Source organism: Saliniferula longa, from assembly GCF_050789285.1.
Lineage (GTDB): Bacteria > Pseudomonadota > Alphaproteobacteria > Rhodobacterales > Rhodobacteraceae > CAVPWP01.
This window is the reverse complement of the sequence record NZ_JBOUVX010000001.1, coordinates 521882-538775: the sequence shown is the minus strand read 5'-3', so window position 1 is coordinate 538775 and position 16894 is coordinate 521882. Positions and strand designations below refer to the sequence as shown.

The following is a 16894-nucleotide window of genomic DNA, read 5'->3' as shown; positions in this document are numbered from 1 at the left end:
GAGGCTCCGCCCGGGCCCGACCGGGCCGGGGCGGAGACGGGGGCAGAGCCCCCTATTCCGCCGCCTTGGCGTAGCTTTCGACCGGCGGGCAGGTGCAGACCAGATGCCGGTCGCCCCAGACGTTGTCCACGCGGTTGACCGGCGGCCAGTACTTGTCGACGCGGAAGGCGCCGGCCGGATAGCAGCCCTGTTCGCGGCTGTAGGGCCGGTCCCAGTCGCCCACAAGGTCCTCGACCGTATGGGGGGCGTTTTTCAGCGGGTTGTTCTCGCGGTCGATGTCGCCCCGCTCCACGGCCGCGATCTCGGCCCGGATGTCGAGCAGCGCGGTGACGAAGCGGTCAAGCTCGGCCTTGGTCTCGCTCTCCGTGGGCTCGACCATCAGTGTGCGGGCCACGGGCCAGCTCATCGTGGGCGCGTGAAAGCCGTTGTCGATCAGCCGCTTGGCGATGTCGTCGACGGTGATCCCGGCCTCGGCGAAGGGCCGGGTGTCAAGGATGCACTCATGCGCCACCCGCCCGTTCTTGCCCGTGAAAAGGATGTCGTAGGCCCCCCGAAGCCGCGCCGCGATGTAATTGGCGTTGAGGATCGCCACCTTGGTGGCCTGCGTCAGACCTTCGCCGCCCATCAGCAGGCAATAGGCCCAGCTGATCGCCAGGATCGAGGCCGACCCCCAGGGTGCGGCCGACACCGGCCCCTCGTCGCCCCCGGTCTCGGGGTGGCCCGGCAGATAGGGCGCAAGATGCGCCTTGACGCCGATCGGCCCCATGCCGGGGCCGCCGCCGCCGTGGGGGATGGCGAAGGTCTTGTGCAGGTTGAGGTGGCTCACGTCGGCCCCGATCTCGCCGGGCTTGGCAAGGCCCACCAGCGCGTTCAGGTTCGCCCCGTCGAGATAGACCTGCCCGCCGTGGGCATGGGTGATCGCGCAGACCTCGCGCACGGTCTCCTCGAAGACGCCATGGGTCGAGGGATAGGTGATCATGCAGGCCGCCAGCCGGTCGCCGGCCGCCTCGGCCTTGGCGCGGAAATCGTCAAGGTCGATGTCGCCGTTCTCGGCCGATTTCACCACCACGACCTCCATGCCCGCCATCTGCGCCGAGGCGGGGTTCGTCCCATGCGCCGACACCGGGATGAGACAGAGGTCGCGGTGCGCCTCACCCCGCGCCCGGTGATAGGCGGCGATGGTCAGAAGGCCCGCATATTCGCCCTGCGCGCCCGAGTTGGGCTGCATCGACATCGCGTCGTAACCCGTTATCACGCAGAGCTTCTTCGACAGATCCTCGATCAACTCGTGATAGCCCCGCACCTGGTCGGCCGGGGCGAAGGGATGGATGTTCGAAAACTCGGGCCAGGTGATCGGCATCATTTCGACGGCGGCGTTCAGCTTCATGGTGCAGGACCCCAGCGGGATCATCGCCCGGTCCAGCGCAAGGTCGCGGTCCGCAAGCCGCCGCATGTAGCGCATCATCTCGGTCTCGGCCCGGTTGAGATGGAAGATCGGATGCGTAAGGTAAGGCGTCTCGCGTCCAAGATCGGCCGGGAAGTGGCTGTAATCGCCGGGGAAATCGTCCCGGCTGCAAGTCAGCCCGAAGGCGCGCCAGACCGCTTCCAGCGTCGCGGGCCGCACGGTCTCGTCGACCGTAAGGCCGATCTTCGTCGCGCCCACCTTGCGGAAGTTGATCCGCTCGCGGCGCCCGGCCTCGAGAATGACGCCCTGAAGCGCGCCGACCTCGACCGTGATCGTGTCGAAGAAGGTCTCGGGCTCGACAGCATAGCCCCCCGCCACAAGCCCGTGGCGCAGGCGCTCGGCCTTGCGGTGGATGCGCTGCGCAATGGCCTTGAGCCCCTCGGGCCCGTGGAAGACGGCGTAGAACGACGCCATCACCGCCAGAAGCGCCTGAGCAGTGCAGACGTTCGACGTGGCCTTCTCGCGCCGGATGTGCTGCTCGCGGGTCTGAAGCGACAGGCGGTAGGCCTTGTTGCCGCGCGCGTCGATCGACACGCCGACGATCCGGCCCGGCATGGCGCGCTTGAGCGCATCCTTGCAGGCCATGTAGGCCGCGTGCGGCCCGCCGAAGCCCATCGGCACCCCGAACCTCTGGGTCGAACCCACGGCGATGTCGGCCCCCATCGCGCCGGGTTCCTTCAGAAGCGTCAGCGCGAGCGGATCGGCGATGACGATGCCAAGCGCGTTCGCGCCATGCAGGGCAGCGATCTGCGCCGTGAAGTCGCGGACATGACCGTAGGTGCCAGGATACTGGAAGATCGCGCCAAAAACCTTTGACGCATCGAGATCTTTTTCCGGATCGCCCACGATGACCTCGATACCAAGCGGGGCCGCCCGGGTCTGCATCACCGCGATGTTCTGGGGATGGCAGTTCTCGTCAACGAAGAAGGCCGTGGCCTTCGACTTGGTCACCCGTTGCGCCATGGTCATGGCCTCGGCCGCCGCCGTCGCCTCGTCCAGAAGCGAGGCATTGGCGATCTCGAGTCCAGTTAGGTCGGACACCATCGTCTGATAGTTCAGCAGCGCCTCGAGGCGGCCCTGGCTGATCTCAGGCTGGTAGGGCGTGTAGGCCGTGTACCAGGCAGGATTTTCCAGGATATTCCGCTGGATGGCGGGCGGCGTTACGGTGCCGTGATAGCCTTGGCCGATCATCGTGGTGAAGACCTGGTTCTTCTGGGCCACCTGCCGCATGTGCCAGATCAGCTCGCGCTCGGACTTCGGCTTTTCGAAGACCAGCGGCGCGGCCTGGCGGATGCTGGCCGGCACTGTCTGGTCGATCAGCGCGTCAAGGCTGTCCACCCCCAGCACCGCGCACATCTCGGCCATCTCCGAGGGCGATGGGCCGATGTGCCGGCGGTTCGCGAAGTCGTAGGGCAGATAGTCGGTGGGCGTGAAAGTCATCGCATCCTCGTGGTCGCGCCGGCGGGGACCACCCCGGCCGGGTCCGTTGTCCTGATCGCGGCGGGCGTCCGCCTACTCGATCAGCTCCTTGTAGGCGTCCTCGTCCAGATAGTCGTCGAGCTGGCTCAGATCGTCGGCCTTGATCTTGAAGAACCAGGCCGCGCCCAGCGGGTCCTCGTTGACGAGGCCGGGGTTGTCGACCAGGTCGTCGTTCACCGCGACGATCTCGCCGTCGATCGGCGCGACGATGTCGGAGGCGGCCTTGACCGACTCGATCACCACGATCTCGTCGCCCTTCGTCACCATCGTCTCGATTTCGGGCAGTTCGACGAACACAACGTCGCCCAGTTGGGTCGAGGCATGTTCGGTGATCCCCACCACGACAAGGTCGTCCTCGACGCGGAGCCATTCGTGATCTTCGGTGTATTTCATCGTGATATCGTGTCCCTGATCAGCGTTTGTAGGTGGCGGGGCGGAACGGCATGGCGGCGACGGTCGCGGGCAACCGCTTGCCCCGGACCTCACCATATACCGTCGTGCCAAGCCCGGAAGATGCCGTTTCGACATAGGCCATGGAAATCGGCCTTTCGACCGAAGGACCGTAGGCGCCCGAGGTGACCTCGCCGATGGGTGCGGCGGCGTCCTCGGCCGCGAAGATCGCCGTGCCCGCGCGCATCGGCGCGCGGCCGTCGGGCAGAAGGCCGACGCGGCGCCGGCCTGTCCCGCCGGACAACTCGCGCAGGATGCGGCCTGCCCCGGGGAAGCCCCCTTCCCGCGCGCCGCCCGTCCGGCGTACCTTCTGAAGTGCCCAGCCCAGCGCCGCCTCGACCGGCGAGGTCGTGGTGTCGATGTCCGACCCGTAAAGGCACAGGCCCGCCTCGAGCCGAAGCGAGTCGCGCGCCCCAAGGCCGATGGGGGCGACCTCGTCCATCGCCAGAAGCGCCCGCACGAAGCCCTCGGCCTCGACCTGCGGCACGGAAATCTCGAACCCGTCCTCGCCCGTGTAGCCCGAGCGCGAGACCCAGATCTCGCCGCCCGACACCGGCAGGACCGCGACGTCCATGAAGCCAAGCCCCGCCGCTTCGGGGGCAAGGCGGGCCAGCGCGGCTTCGGCCGCGGGCCCCTGAAGCGCGATCAGGGCGCGGTCACCCACCTCGTCGACTTCGCAGACCTCGCCCAGATGGGCGCGCAGATGGGCGATATCGGCGGCCTTGCAGGCGGCGTTGACGACAAGGAACAGGTGATCGCCCCGGTTGGCGATCATCAGGTCATCGAGGATGCCGCCCGCATCGTTGGTGAAAAGCCCATAGCGCTGGCGGCCTTCGGGAAGGTCGATGACGTCGACGGGCACAAGCCGTTCAAGGGCGGCGGCGGCATCGACAAGGCGCCCCGACCTGGGCCGCAGGATCACCTGCCCCATGTGACTGACATCGAACAGACCCGCCGCCGCGCGGGTATGCAGATGCTCTTTCAGGACGCCCATCGGGTATTGCACGGGCATCTCGTAGCCCGCGAAGGGAACCATCTTCGCGCCGAGGGCGATGTGAAGGTCGTAAAGACCGGTCCGTTGCAGTTCGCTCATGCCGCCTCGCGCATTGGCCGGGGCTGTGACGCATGCCGGCACCGTTCCCGGCAGGATCGCCTGCCGCCCGATGCCCCCTCTGTCCTTGCGCCTGAGATCGTTATCCCTTCGGCGGGCGCGACAGCGCCACTCTCCAGAGTGTGTTGGCCCGCGACGGTCCTTTGGCCTGAGAGTTTACCGGGGCGGTTGCTCCTTCGGCACGGGCGCCTGGCCCGATTCTCCCGTCGCTGACGCCTTTGTGCTTAGCCGGGCGAAGGCGGCCGGGCAAGCCCTTGCCCCCGGGCCGCGGGCCGGGTCACATGACGCCATGACGCATCCCTTCTTCTTCGGCTACGGCAGCCTGGTGAACCGCGCCACCCACGACTATGCGACGGCGCATCCCGCACGGGTCTGCGGCTGGCGCCGGGCCTGGCGGCACACGCTGAGCCGGCCAGTCGCCTACCTGACGGCCGTTCCGGACGAGACAACCGAGATCGACGGCCTGATCGCCGAGGTTCCGATGGCCGACTGGACCGCGCTCGACCACCGCGAACGCGCTTATGACCGGGTGCGGGCGGCGGGCGTCTCGCATCCGCTGGCCGCGACGCCCGAGGTCCATATCTACTGGGTGCCCGACGGCAAGCACCAACCCGCAAGCCACGCCCATCCGATCCTTCTGAGCTATCTCGACGTGGTCGTGCAGGGCTATCTGCGCGAATTCGGCGAGCCCGGGGTCGACCGCTTCTTCGCCACGACCGACGGCTGGGAGGGGCCGGTTCTGGACGACCGCCTTGCCCCGCGCTACGCGCGCCACCAGCCCTTGTCGCGCTTCGAGCACGGGCTGGTCGACGCCTGGCTGCGCGCGCTTTCGGTCGAAGTGATCGCGGGCTGATGGCGCGCGCCCGTCTCAGCGGCGGTGGTGGAACAGCTGGAAGAGCCGCGCCTCGCGGACGAAGGGTTCGGGCTGGGCCGCCTTGCCCGGCCCGCCCGCCTCTATCCCCCCGGCCATGACCCGGCGGGCCAGAACGAAGGCGATCGCGGCGAAGATCACCCCGCCCGCCGCCTGCCCGATCAGCACCCCCGGCGCGCCCAGCACCGCCGCGCCCAGCATCACCGGCGGGATCGTGCCCAGCGTGTGCCGCCCCCAGTTGATCCAGGTCGAATGGAAGGGGTGGCCAAGATTGTTGAAAGCCGCGTTCGCAACGAAGATCACCCCGTTGAAGAAGAAGGCCAGCGCCAGCGGACCGCAGAACAGGAAGACCAGTTGCCGCGTCACACCGGTCGCGCCGAAGAGGTCGGCGACGGGTCCGCGCAGGGCAAAGAGGACGGCCGTGACCGCGACCACGATGATCGCGGTGAAGAGGAGCGCGTCGGAAAAGCTGCGCTTCACCCGATCGGGGCGCCCGCCCCCGTGGTTCTGGCCGATGATCGGCCCGATCGCGCCGGAGAGCGCGAAGAGGATGCCGAAGGCCACCGGCGTCATCCGCGCGACGATCGCCATTCCGGCCACCGCCTCTTGGCCGAACTCGGCCATGGCGCGGGTGACGTAGGCCTGCCCGAGGGGTGTTGCGAGCTGCGTCAGGATCGCGGGCCCCGCGATGGCCAGCACCGGGCCAAGGTCGGCCGAAAGCCCCGGCAGGCTGGGCCGGATGAAGCCCCCGTAGTGGCGCAGGATCGGCAGAAGCGCCGTCACCGCGATGGTGACGCGCGCGGCCACGCTCGCCAGCGCCGCGCCGGTCAGGTCGAGGTCGAGACCGAAGATCAGGATCGGGTCGAGAACCGCGTTGACCACCCCGCCCCAGATCGTCGCCATCATCGCGCGGCGCGCGTCGCCATGCGCCCGCAGGATCGCGCCGCCGACCATGCCGATCAGCAAGAGCGGAAGCGAGGGCACGATGATCCGCAGATAGTGCACGGCCAGCGTTGCGGTCTCGCCCGTGGCGCCCAGAAGGGCCACCAGCACCGGCAGGTTGACCCAGACCAGCGCCGCGAAGGCCGCACCGAAGATGACCCCGAGGATCAGCGCGTTCGTCGCCCTCTGCCGGGCGAGGTCGGTCTCGCCCGCGCCCAGCGCGCGGGACACCAGCGCGCCCGCGGAGATTGCCATGCCGATGCCGAAGGAGGTGGTGAAGAACAGGATCGCGCCGGCATAGCCGACCGCCGCCGCAAGCTCGGCCTTGCCCAGCATCGAGATGAAGATCATGTCGACGAAATCGACGAGAAACACCGCCATCAGCCCGACCGAGGCCGTCAGCGACATCACCGAGATGTGCCGGAAGAGGTTGCCGGTCAGGAACTTCGCCTGGGTGTCCATCGGCCCTTCCACCGCCCGCCTTGAAACGGAAACGCCCGGCGCGGGGGCCGGGCGCATCGACCGGATCGTCCCGGGATCAGGCCTCTTTCGTCAGGTCCACGATCTGCGCCTCGGGGGCGTTCTTCTTGACCGAGGCGATGCCGTTCTCGCAGGCCGAGGCGGATTCGTAGGTCTCGCTCGTGCCGATGACCTGGCCGTTGGTGGCGCGCAGGTTGAACATGGGCTTGCCCGACTTCGTTTCCTTGCGCTCGAACCGGGTGTCGTCGGCGCAGTTCTTCTGGACCGACGCGATGCCCTTCTTCGCGCTCGCCTTCGACTTGTAGCCCTCGCTGGCCAGGATCACCTGCCCGTTCGAGGCCTTGAGCCGAAAGCGGATTTCGCCGCCCTTGTCGGCGTAAAGTTCGAATTTGCCAGACATTGTCACAGTCTCCCCGTCTGAAAACTTCCCTTGCGGAAAGCTTTAGCGCGAAGCCGGGCCATCAGCCAAGCGTTTGATTGACCCTCGGCTTCTTCTGCAAAAGCGGCATCACATCCGCCATCTCGGGGCCCGAGGTGCGCCCCGTCACCGCCCGGCGCAGCGGCGCGAAAAGCGCGCGCCCCTTGCGCCCCGAAGCCGCCTTGACCGCGTCGGTCCAGGCCGACCAGGTGGTCGCGTCATAGGGCGGTTCGGGCAGAAGCGCGAGCGCGGACGCGACGAAGTCGCCATCCTCGGGGTCGACGGTGCCTGCTGCGCCCTCGGCGAAGACCGCCCACCAGTCGGCCACTTCCGACAGGCGGCCGATGTTGGCCCGGACCGCGTGCCAGAAGGCCTCGCTCAGGTGCGCGGGCACGCCGGCGGCGCGCAGGTGGTCGGCCACGGCCGCGTGCGGGGTCTCGGACAGGATGCGCGCGGTCAGGGGCCGAAGGTCCTCGGCGTCGAACTTCGTGGGCGCGGCGCCGAAATGCGACAGGTCGAACCCGTCGATCACCTCGTCAAGCGAGGTGCGCAGTTCCACCGGGTCCGACGATCCGAGCCGCGCCATCAGGCTGATGATCGCCATCGGCTCGATGCCTGCGGCGCGCAGGTCGCGCAGGCTGAGCGTGCCCAGTCGCTTCGACAGCGCCTCGCCTTGCGGGCCGGTCAGAAGGGAATGGTGGGCAAAGCGCGGCGGCGTGCCGCCCAGCGCCCCGATGATCTGGATTTGGGTGGCGGTGTTGGTGACGTGATCGGCGCCGCGCACGATGTCGGTGACGCCCATGTCGACGTCGTCGACCACCGAGGCGAAGGTGTAGAGCACCTGCCCGTCGCCGCGGATCAGCACCGGGTCCGAGACCGAGGCCGCGTCGATCGAGACCGGGCCAAGGATGCCGTCGGTCCACTCGATCCGCGTCTGATCCAGCAGGAAGCGCCAGTGCGGCTCGCGCTCGGCGCGAAGCTTGGCGCGCTGATCGTCGCTCAGCGCCAACGCCGCGCGGTCATAGACCGGCGGCTTGCCCATGTTGAGCTGCTTCTTGCGCTTGAGGTCAAGCTCGGTCGGGGTCTCGAAGGCCTCGTAAAGGCGGCCCGCGTCCCGCAGGCGCTTCGCCTCTTCGGCATAGCGGTCAAGCCGCAGGGACTGGCGTTCCTCGCGGTCCCAGGTCAGGCCCAGCCATTCGAGGTCCTCGCGGATCGCGTCGACATAGATCTCCTTCGACCGTTCGGGATCGGTGTCATCGAAGCGCAGGATGAAGGTGCCGCCTGCCTTGCGCGCGATCAGCCAGTTGAAAAGCGCGGCGCGCAGGTTGCCGATGTGGATGTATCCGGTCGGCGACGGGGCGAAACGGGTGGTGGTCATGGCGCTCTCCTGTGGCCCGGCCGGACGCGAGACCCCGGAAGAGACCCCCGGGGGCCACGGGTCTCTTTCACAGGGCGCGGATTTTGTCCATATCTGCGCCATGGACCTGCCCATCGACTGGACCCGGGCGACACCGCCCGACGCAGCGGATATCGAAGCCATCGCGCGCGCGGCCGAGGCCGCCCTGCCCGAGCCATTCCGCGCCCATGCCGCCGCCCTGGCGCTGCGGGTCGAGGATTTCGCCTTGGACGACATGCTCGACGACCTCGGGATCGAGGATCCGTTCGAACTGACCGGGCTTTACGACGGCATCCCGCTGACCGAGAAGTCGGTGATGGACCAGCCGATGGGGCCCGACACGATCTGGCTGTTCCGCCGCGCGATCCTCGACGAATGGTGCCAGCGCGGCGACATCGCGCTGGCCGACCTGGTGGCGCATGTCTATGTCCATGAACTTGCCCATCATTTCGGCTGGTCCGACGACGACATCGCCGCCATCGACCGCTGGTGGGAGTGACGCGGCCGACGAGGCGGCCGGGCGCACAGCGACCTGCGGATTTCCGCACAGGACCTGCGCAGGACATGGACGACGGCCAGGGGGCCGCTATCTCGCCCCCATCGACGCACGCCAACCGCCACACGGAGGATTCCCGATGACGACGCCACCCCGGTTCACACGCCGCGCCGCCCTTGCCGCCAGCGCCGCCCTGCCCTTCGCGACCTCGACGCTTGCCGTCTCGCGCGGGGCGTTGGCCCAGGACAACCCGATGATGGCGCCGAACGCCAACAAGCATTCCTTCATGCTGGGCGACTTCGAAGTGGCGGCACTTCTTGCCGGCACGCGCACCGTCGAGGCCCCGCAAGAGACCTTCGGCATGAACGTCTCGGCCGAGGAATTCGCCGCCGTCAGCGCCGCCAACTTCATTCCCGCCGACCGGACGCAATTCTTCTTCACGCCCACCGTGGTCAACACCGGAGCCGAAGTCGTGCTGTTTGATGCCGGACTTGCGGCCGGCCCGACGCTGGCCGCGCTCGAGGCCGCGGGCTACGGGCCGGGCGATGTCGATGTCGTTGTCCTGACCCACATGCATGGCGATCACATCGGCGGTCTGACCGGCGACGATGGCAGCCCGACCTTCCCCAACGCGCGCTACGTCGCCGGCCAGGTCGAATTCGACCACTGGGCGGGCGCGGGCAACGAGGGCTTCGACGCCAAGGTGCGCCCCTTCGCCGAGAAGATGACCTTCATCGCCGACGGCGGAGCCGTCGCTTCGGGCATCACCGGGATGCTGGCCGCGGGACATACGCCCGGCCACATGACCTACATGCTCGACTCGGGCGGCCAGCAGCTTCTGATCGCGGGCGATCTTGCCAACCACTATGTCTGGTCGCTGGCCCATCCCGACTGGGAAGTGCGCTTCGACGCCGACAAGGCGGCCGCGGCGGCGTCGCGCCGGCAGGTGCTGGGAATGCTGGCGGCCGACCGCCTTCCGTTCATCGGCTATCACATGCCCTTCCCGGCCTTCGGCTTCGTCGAAACCCGCGACGACGGGTTCCGCTACGTGCCCGGGACCTACCAGTTCATGTTGTAAGGCGGCGAACACGTCGAGGGACCGACACACCACTCACGGTGACGGCGGCGGGGCGCAAGGCAACGGCTTTGCGCCCCGTTTTGCCTTGTTGTAGCGTCCTGTGACCGCTAACAGGCGAGTCGCCCGACGACGACCGCAAGGACACCTGCCCATGCCCGCCATCCTGACTGTCACGCTGAACCCGACGGTGGATTTCGCCACCTCCGCGCCACAGGTCGAGCCGGGGCCGAAGCTGCGCTGCACCGAGCCCGAGATCGATCCCGGCGGCGGCGGCATCAACGTGAGCCGCGCGATCCAGCTTCTGGGCGGGCAGTCGACGGCGATGGTGGCGATCGGCGGCACCACCGGCGCGCAGCTTCTGGAACTGCTTGCGGTCGAAGGCGTGGCCACGGTGGCGATCCAGGGCCCGGGCGAGACGCGGCAGTCGGTGTCGGTCACAGACGAAAGCACCGGGGCGCAGTACCGCTTCGTCATGCCGGGGCCGCAGTGGAAGAAGAAGGACGTGGCGCGCGCGCTGGCGGCGATCGACCGGGCGGCCGGCGACGGGGCCTACGTGGTGCTGTCGGGCAGCCAGCCGCCGGGGGTGGCGAAGGACTTTCCGGCGATCCTGTCGAACCATGTGGCCGGCAAGCACGCACGGCTGATCGTCGATACCTCGGGACCGGCGCTGTTCCACCTGGTGGAAAAGCCGCACCAGGCACTGTTCGTCCTGCGCATGGACGGCGAGGAGGCCGAGGAACTGGCCGGCCGCGCCCTGCCCTCGCGCCGGGACACGGCGGATTTTGCCGAGACCCTGGTGAAAAAGCGCGTGGCCGAGATCGTGATTGTCGCGCGCGGGGCCGACGGTTCGGTCCTGTCGACCGCGGACGGCAGCTGGCACACGGTCAGCCCGCCGGTGAAGGTCGTCAGCGCCGTGGGTGCGGGCGACAGCTTCGTGGGGGCCTTCACGCTGGCCCTGTCGCGCGGCCAGGCCCCCGGAGACTGCCTGCGCTGGGGCGTCGCGGCGGCCGCCGCCGCGGTCACGACCGAGGCCACGCGGCTTTTCACCCGCAAGGACGTCGAGGCGATGTACCAGCGCTGCGTTCTGACCACGCTCTGACCGCCGAGCGCCCGGCCCCGCCCTAGCTGTCGTCGCGCCAGCGGTTGACGACCGGATAGCGGCGGTCCAGCCAGAAGCTGCGCGGCGTAAGCCGGGTGCCGGGCGCGGACTGGAAGCGCTTGTATTCGCTCAGATAGATCAGGCGCTCGACCTTCTTCACCACCTCGCGGTCGAAACCCATCGCCACGACTTCGGCAACGCTCGCCTCGCGGTCGACGAGCTGTTCGAGGATGATGTCGAGGTCATGGTAGGGCGGCAGGCTGTCTTCGTCCTTCTGGTCGGGGCGCAGCTCGGCCGAGGGCGGCTTGTCGATGACGCGCGGCGGGATGACCTGGCCCGCCGGCCCCATCATCCAGTCGCGGTGGTTCGCGTTGCGCCAGCGGCAGGTCTCGAAGACCCGTGTCTTGTAGAGGTCCTTCAGCGGATTGTAGCCCCCCGCCATGTCGCCATAGATCGTGGCATAGCCCACCGCGACCTCGGACTTGTTGCCGGTGGTCAGAAGCATCTCGCCGAACTTGTTCGACAGCGCCATCAGAAGAAGGCCGCGCAGCCGGGACTGGATGTTCTCTTCGGTGATGTCGGGCGAGGTGCCCGCGAAGACGGGGGCCAGGGCCTGCGACACCGCCGCCTGAGGTCCCGAGATCGGGATCGTGTCCAGCCGGCAGCCCAGCGCGGTCGCCACGGCCGCGGCATCCTCGAGCGAGTGGGTCGAGGTATAGTCGGACGGCAGCATCACGCAGCGGACGTTCGTCGGACCCAGCGCATCGGCGGCGATCGCGGCGACAAGCGCGCTGTCGACCCCGCCGGACAGGCCCAGAAGCGCGGTCCGGAAGCCCGTCTTGCGCCAGTAGTCACGCACCGACTGGACCATGGCGCGATAGTCCTGTTCCCAGTCGTCGGGCTGCGGCGTGCGATCGCCCGGCAGCGCGCGCCAACCCTCGTCCCCGTGCTCGAAGTCGATGTGCACCACGGCCTCGTCGAAGGCGGGCAGAAGGGCGGCGAGCTGGCCATGCGGATTGAGCACGAAGGACGCCCCGTCGAAGACCTGGTCGTCCTGCGCGCCCACCATGTTGAGATAGACCAGCGGCAGCCCCGTCTCGACCGTGCGGGCGACCATGTGCGCAAGCCGCCGGTCGTACTTGTGCCGGTAGTAGGGCGAGCCGTTCGGGACAAGCAGGATCTCGGCGCCGCTTTCGGCCAGCGTCTCGCACACGTCGGTGTGCCAGGCGTCCTCGCAGATCGGCGTGCCGATCCGGACCGGACCGATGCGGTAGGGGCCCGACACCGGGCCGACGTCGTAAAGGCGCACCTCGTCGAAGACGGTTTCGTTCGGCAGGTGGTGCTTGAGGATACGCGCGGTGATCCGGCCGCCCTTGAGGATCCAGTAGGCGTTGTAAAGCCTGTCGTCCTCGGCGTAGGGGCCGCCGATCCCGATGGCGGGACCGTCGGCGCAGTCGCGCGCGAGATCGGCGATCGCCGCCATGGCATCGAGCGTGAAGGCCGGCTTCATCACGAGGTCCTGCACCTGGTAGCCGGTGACGAACATCTCGGTCAGGGCCAGGAAATCGGCGCCGGCGTCGCGGGCAATGGTCCAGGCCGCGCGCGCCATCGCGGCGTTGCCGTCGATGTCGCCCACGGTCGGGTTCAGTTGCGCCAGCGTCAGCCGGAAACGGTCGGACATTCCGAAACTCTCCATTCCGCGCCCTCTTAACAGAGTTCCGCCCGAACGAAAGTCCATGCGGGTGCGGCGCAGGGCGACAGGCAGCGTGGCGGCGCCGGGACGCGGGCACTCGGGGGGAAAACCGTTGCGGGGTCCCAAGGCGTCCCTTAGGGTTCGGGGCAGACCGAAAAGACCTTCCGACAGGCGAGGCGGACAAGCGAGATGAGAGTGCAGGCGAAAAGGCGCGGAATTGCGGCCGTCGCGCTGGCGGCGGCGCTGGGATTGGCGGGCGCGGGCCTTGCCCAGGAGGGCGGCACCGTCATCACCAAGCAGTATGACGACGGCGGCGTCTACCAGGGCACGTTCCGGGACGGCAAGCAGCACGGAACCGGCACCTACAGGCTGCCCAACGGATACGAATACTCGGGCGAATGGATCGACGGCGAGATTCGCGGCCAGGGTGTGGCGCGCTTCCCCAACGGTTCGATCTACGAAGGCGCCTTCGAGGACGGCAAGCCGCACGGCAAGGGCAAGATCACCTTCGCCGACGGCGGCACCTACGAGGGCGACTGGGTCGAGGGCGAGATCACCGGAACGGGCGTCGCGGTCTATGCCAACGGCGTGCGCTACGAAGGCGGGTTCCTCAACGCACTGCACGATGGGCTCGGGCGCATGGAAAGCCCCGGCGGCTATGTCTACGAGGGCGCCTGGACGAACGGCATCAAGGAAGGCAAGGGCCGCATCACCTATCCCGACGGGGCGGTCTACGAAGGCGATCTGGTGCGCGGCGTGCGCGCGGGCCTCGGCACGCTGACCATGCCGGACGGGCTGACCTACGTCGGCGAGTGGGCCGACGGGCAGATCAACGGACAGGGCAAGCTGACCCAGCCCAACGGCGACGTCTACGAGGGCACACTGGTCAATGGCCAGCGCCAGGGCGACGGCCGCGTCACCTACGCCAACGGCGATGTCTATGTCGGCAGCTTCGTGAACGACCGCCGGCAGGGACAAGGCGTCTTCACCGGCACCGACGGCTACCGCTACGAGGGCGCCTGGGTCGAGGGCCGGATCGAAGGCGAGGGCACCGTGACCTATCCCGACGGGTCGGTCTATGTCGGGCAGTTCCGCAACGATCTGGCCGATGGCACCGGCAGGATCACCTATCCCGACGGCAATACCTATGAAGGCGACTGGAAGGCCGGCGTGATCGACGGCCAGGGCAAGGCGACCTATGCCAACGGCGTGACCTACGAGGGCGGCTTCAAGGACGCGCAGATGGAGGGCTTCGGCACCATGACCTTCGCCGATGGCTATACCTACGCCGGCGAGTGGTTGGCCGGCCAGCGGCATGGCCAGGGCGTGGCCACCTTCGCCGACGGCACCGTCTATGACGGCCAGTTCGTGAACGGACAGCGCGAGGGTCAGGGCACGATCACCATGCCCGACGGGTTTTCCTACGCCGGCGAGTGGAGAGGCGGCGAGATCAACGGGCGGGGCGTGGCGTCTTACGCCAACGGCGACGTCTACGAGGGTGAATTCGTCAACGGCCAGCGGCAGGGCGAGGGCACCATCCGCTATGCCAGCGGCGAGGAAGCGGCCGGCACCTGGGAGAACGGCGCCCTGACCGGCGAAGGCGCCGCAGACCAGAACTGAGCGCCCCTGGCCGGCGTCCGGCCGTGAGTATTTGACAAGAGAAGAAGCCCGGGGGCGATCGCCGGCGTGGCGGGCCGGTCAGACGGCTTCGCCCGCGTCGAGGCGGTCGAGAAAGGCGGTCGCGCCGGCCAGAACGGCGGCCTGGCGGGCGGGGTCCATCCTGTCCCAGGTGCGGTACATCTGCGCCATGCGCGGGTTGCCCTCGAAGCGTGTGCGGTGGCGGTCGAGGAAGTGCCAGTAGAGAAGGTTGAAGGGACACGCCCCCGGACCCGTCTTGGCCTTCACGTCGTAGGCGCAGCCCCGGCAGTAGTCCGACATCCGGTCGATGTAGGCGCCCGACGAGACATAGGGTTTGGAGCCCACGACGCCGCCGTCGGCGAACTGGCTCATCCCCAGGGTGTTCGGCGCCTCGACCCATTCGACGGCGTCCCAGTAGACCGAGAGATACCATTCATGCACCGCGCGCGGGTCGATCCCGGCCAGAAGCGCGAAGTTCCCCGTCACCATCAGGCGCTGGATGTGGTGGGCATAGGCCGTGTCCCGGGTCTGCGCGACGGCATGCGAAAGACAGGCCATCCGGGTCGGCGCCCCCCAGTAGAGCGGCGGCAAGTCGCGGTCGTGGCCCAGCGCATTGCGTGCCGTGTAGTCGGGTCCTTCGAGGAAATAGACGCCGCGCACGAATTCCCGCCAGCCAATGATCTGACGGATGAAGCCTTCGACGGCGTTCAGCGGCGCGCGGCCCGCGGCCCATTCGGCCTCGGCCCGGCGGCAGACGTCGAGCGGGTCGAGCAACCCGAGGTTCAGGTAGCCCGAGATCAGCGCGTGATAGAGAAACGGGTCGTCCGCCAGCATCGCGTCCTGATAGTCACCGAAGAAGGGCAGCGCGGTGGTCAGGAAATGCGCGAACACCCGTTCTGCGCCGGCCGCGTCGGTGGCGAAGCCGAAGGGGCGAAGCGCGCCGAAATTGGCGGGGAACCGGGCCTCGACAAGATCGAGGACCTCGGACACCGCGTCGTCCGGCGGGGTCCAGAGCGGCGCGCCACGGAAGAGGTCGCCCGGGGCCGGCTTGCGGTTGTCGTGGTCGAAGTTCCACTGGCCGCCCACCGGCTTGTCGCCCTGCATCAGAAGGCCGGTCTTGCGGCGCATCTCACGGTAAAACCACTCCATCCGCAACTGCTTGCGGCCCGAGGCCCAGTTCCGGAATTCGGCGTGCGAGGCGACGAAGCGGTCGTCTTCCAGGAGTGTGACGTCGAGCGGCAGATCGGACAGACGCCGGATCAGACGCCATTCCCCGGGTTCGGTCGCGATCACCTCGGTCGCGCCGGTTCGCGCGGCATGGCGCAGCAGTTCGCCCGGGATCGAGCCCGCGGTGTCGGGATCGTCGAGGCGGGTATAGGCGACCTGCCAGCCGTCGTCCCGCAGACGCCCGGCGAACTTGCGCATGGCGGCGAAGAACAGCGCGATCTTCTTGGGATGATGCGGTACATACGAGGCTTCGTCCGCGACCTCGGCCATGACCACGAGGTCGCGCGCTCGGTCCGCGGCCTTCAGCGCGGCAACGGCGGGGGTGAGCTGGTCGCCAAGGACGAGGACAAGCCTCACCACGGCACCTCCTGGCCGGCGTAGTCGAAGAAGCCGCCCGACTGCGCCGGCGTCAGGCCGTCGATCACCCGCAGAAGGTTGTCCGCCGCCGCTTCGGGCGTGACCTTGGCATGGCCGGAGTAATCGGAGGTGAAGGGCGTGGCGACGGTGCCGGGGTGAAGGGCCACGACGATGGATTCCTTCCGCCTGCGGCCGATCTCGATGGCCGCGCCATGGACGATCTGGTTCGCCGCCGCCTTGGAGGCGCGGTAGGAATACCAGCCGCCCATGCGGTTGTCGCCGATCGAACCCACGCGCGCGGTCAGCACCGCCACGACCGAGCGTCCCTCGCGCGGCAGAAGGCGGGGTGCGTGGCGCAGGATCAGCGCGGGGCCGATGGCGTTCACGGCGAAGGTCCGCGCCATGGCGTCGGCGTCGATGGCGTCGAGCGTCTTTTCGGGGGCGCGATCTTCGGCCGCGAGGATGCCCGAGGCAACGAAGATCAGCTCGAAAGGTCCGCCCTGCGCCCCAAGCACCCGGTCGACCGATGCCGGATCGGTCACGTCAAGGCCGTCGTCCCGGCGCGAAAGCCCCGTGACCTGTGTGCCCTGCCGCGACAGGGCGTCGACGATGGCCGCCCCGATCCCGCCCGAGGCGCCGATGACAAGCGCGCGTTCCGTCATGACGCGCAAGCTAAACCGATGACCTTGGCGGT

14 protein-coding genes and 1 riboswitch are annotated in these 16894 nt (G+C 68.5%); of the genes, 5 read left to right on the top strand and 9 right to left on the bottom strand.

Annotated elements, in window-relative coordinates; genetic code table 11:
* Positions 1-52: 52 nt before the first annotated feature.
* From gcvP to gcvT, 3 genes are all read right to left on the bottom strand, one after another.
* Positions 53-2905, bottom strand: coding sequence for an aminomethyl-transferring glycine dehydrogenase (gcvP, locus tag ACRDNQ_RS02425; RefSeq protein WP_431827030.1), 2853 nt, complete (start codon positions 2903-2905; stop codon positions 53-55).
* 72 nt (positions 2906-2977) lie between these two features.
* A complete protein-coding gene (gene gcvH, locus ACRDNQ_RS02420; protein ID WP_431827029.1) occupies positions 2978-3337 on the bottom strand; it encodes a glycine cleavage system protein GcvH in 360 nt (119 codons plus the stop codon).
* Positions 3338-3356: 19 nt separating this feature from the next.
* Positions 3357-4487 (bottom strand): glycine cleavage system aminomethyltransferase GcvT, encoded by a 1131-nt coding sequence (gcvT, locus tag ACRDNQ_RS02415; RefSeq protein ID WP_431827028.1) that lies wholly within the window; start codon positions 4485-4487, stop codon positions 3357-3359.
* Between the two features lie 144 nt (positions 4488-4631).
* Positions 4632-4721: riboswitch (glycine riboswitch) on the bottom strand.
* Between the two features lie 73 nt (positions 4722-4794).
* Here gcvT and ACRDNQ_RS02410 point away from each other — a divergent pair.
* Positions 4795-5358, top strand: coding sequence for a gamma-glutamylcyclotransferase family protein (locus ACRDNQ_RS02410; RefSeq protein ID WP_431827027.1), 564 nt, complete (start codon positions 4795-4797; stop codon positions 5356-5358).
* A gap of 15 nt (positions 5359-5373) precedes the next feature.
* Here ACRDNQ_RS02410 and ACRDNQ_RS02405 read toward each other — a convergent pair whose 3' ends face one another.
* The 3 genes from ACRDNQ_RS02405 to gltX all read right to left on the bottom strand — a co-directional run bounded on the left by ACRDNQ_RS02405 (position 5374) and on the right by gltX (position 8594).
* Complete coding sequence (locus ACRDNQ_RS02405; protein ID WP_431827026.1) at positions 5374-6780, bottom strand: MATE family efflux transporter; 1407 nt, start codon at positions 6778-6780, stop codon at positions 5374-5376.
* 76 nt (positions 6781-6856) lie between these two features.
* A complete protein-coding gene (locus ACRDNQ_RS02400; RefSeq protein ID WP_431827025.1) occupies positions 6857-7198 on the bottom strand; it encodes a YegP family protein in 342 nt (113 codons plus the stop codon).
* Between the two features lie 61 nt (positions 7199-7259).
* Positions 7260-8594, bottom strand: a complete 1335-nt coding sequence (gltX, locus tag ACRDNQ_RS02395; RefSeq protein ID WP_431827024.1) for a glutamate--tRNA ligase — start codon at positions 8592-8594, stop codon at positions 7260-7262.
* A 100-nt stretch (positions 8595-8694) separates the two neighbouring features.
* On the opposite strand from gltX, the gene ACRDNQ_RS02390 reads away from it, so the two are divergent.
* The 3 genes from ACRDNQ_RS02390 to ACRDNQ_RS02380 all read left to right on the top strand — a co-directional run bounded on the left by ACRDNQ_RS02390 (position 8695) and on the right by ACRDNQ_RS02380 (position 11285).
* Positions 8695-9111, top strand: a complete 417-nt coding sequence (locus tag ACRDNQ_RS02390; protein ID WP_431827023.1) for a metallopeptidase family protein — start codon at positions 8695-8697, stop codon at positions 9109-9111.
* Positions 9112-9247: 136 nt separating this feature from the next.
* Positions 9248-10186, top strand: a complete 939-nt coding sequence (locus ACRDNQ_RS02385) for an MBL fold metallo-hydrolase (RefSeq protein WP_431827022.1) — start codon at positions 9248-9250, stop codon at positions 10184-10186.
* A gap of 151 nt (positions 10187-10337) precedes the next feature.
* Complete coding sequence (locus tag ACRDNQ_RS02380) at positions 10338-11285, top strand: 1-phosphofructokinase family hexose kinase (RefSeq protein ID WP_431827021.1); 948 nt, start codon at positions 10338-10340, stop codon at positions 11283-11285.
* Positions 11286-11307: 22 nt separating this feature from the next.
* Here the strand turns inward: ACRDNQ_RS02380 and ACRDNQ_RS02375 are convergent, their stop codons facing one another.
* Positions 11308-12966, bottom strand: a complete 1659-nt coding sequence (locus tag ACRDNQ_RS02375; RefSeq protein ID WP_431827020.1) for an NAD+ synthase — start codon at positions 12964-12966, stop codon at positions 11308-11310.
* Positions 12967-13167: 201 nt separating this feature from the next.
* Between ACRDNQ_RS02375 and ACRDNQ_RS02370 the strand changes: the two genes are divergently transcribed.
* Positions 13168-14598 (top strand): MORN repeat-containing protein, encoded by a 1431-nt coding sequence (locus ACRDNQ_RS02370; protein WP_431827019.1) that lies wholly within the window; start codon positions 13168-13170, stop codon positions 14596-14598.
* Between the two features lie 78 nt (positions 14599-14676).
* On the opposite strand, the gene ACRDNQ_RS02365 is transcribed toward ACRDNQ_RS02370, so the two are convergent.
* Complete coding sequence (locus ACRDNQ_RS02365; protein WP_431827018.1) at positions 14677-16203, bottom strand: cryptochrome/photolyase family protein; 1527 nt, start codon at positions 16201-16203, stop codon at positions 14677-14679.
* Positions 16197-16862: an SDR family NAD(P)-dependent oxidoreductase gene (locus ACRDNQ_RS02360; RefSeq protein ID WP_431827017.1), complete on the bottom strand. Its 666-nt coding sequence runs from the start codon at positions 16860-16862 to the stop codon at positions 16197-16199. The genes ACRDNQ_RS02365 and ACRDNQ_RS02360 overlap by 7 nt, the downstream gene beginning before the upstream one ends.
* Between the last annotated feature and the right edge of the window lie 32 nt (positions 16863-16894).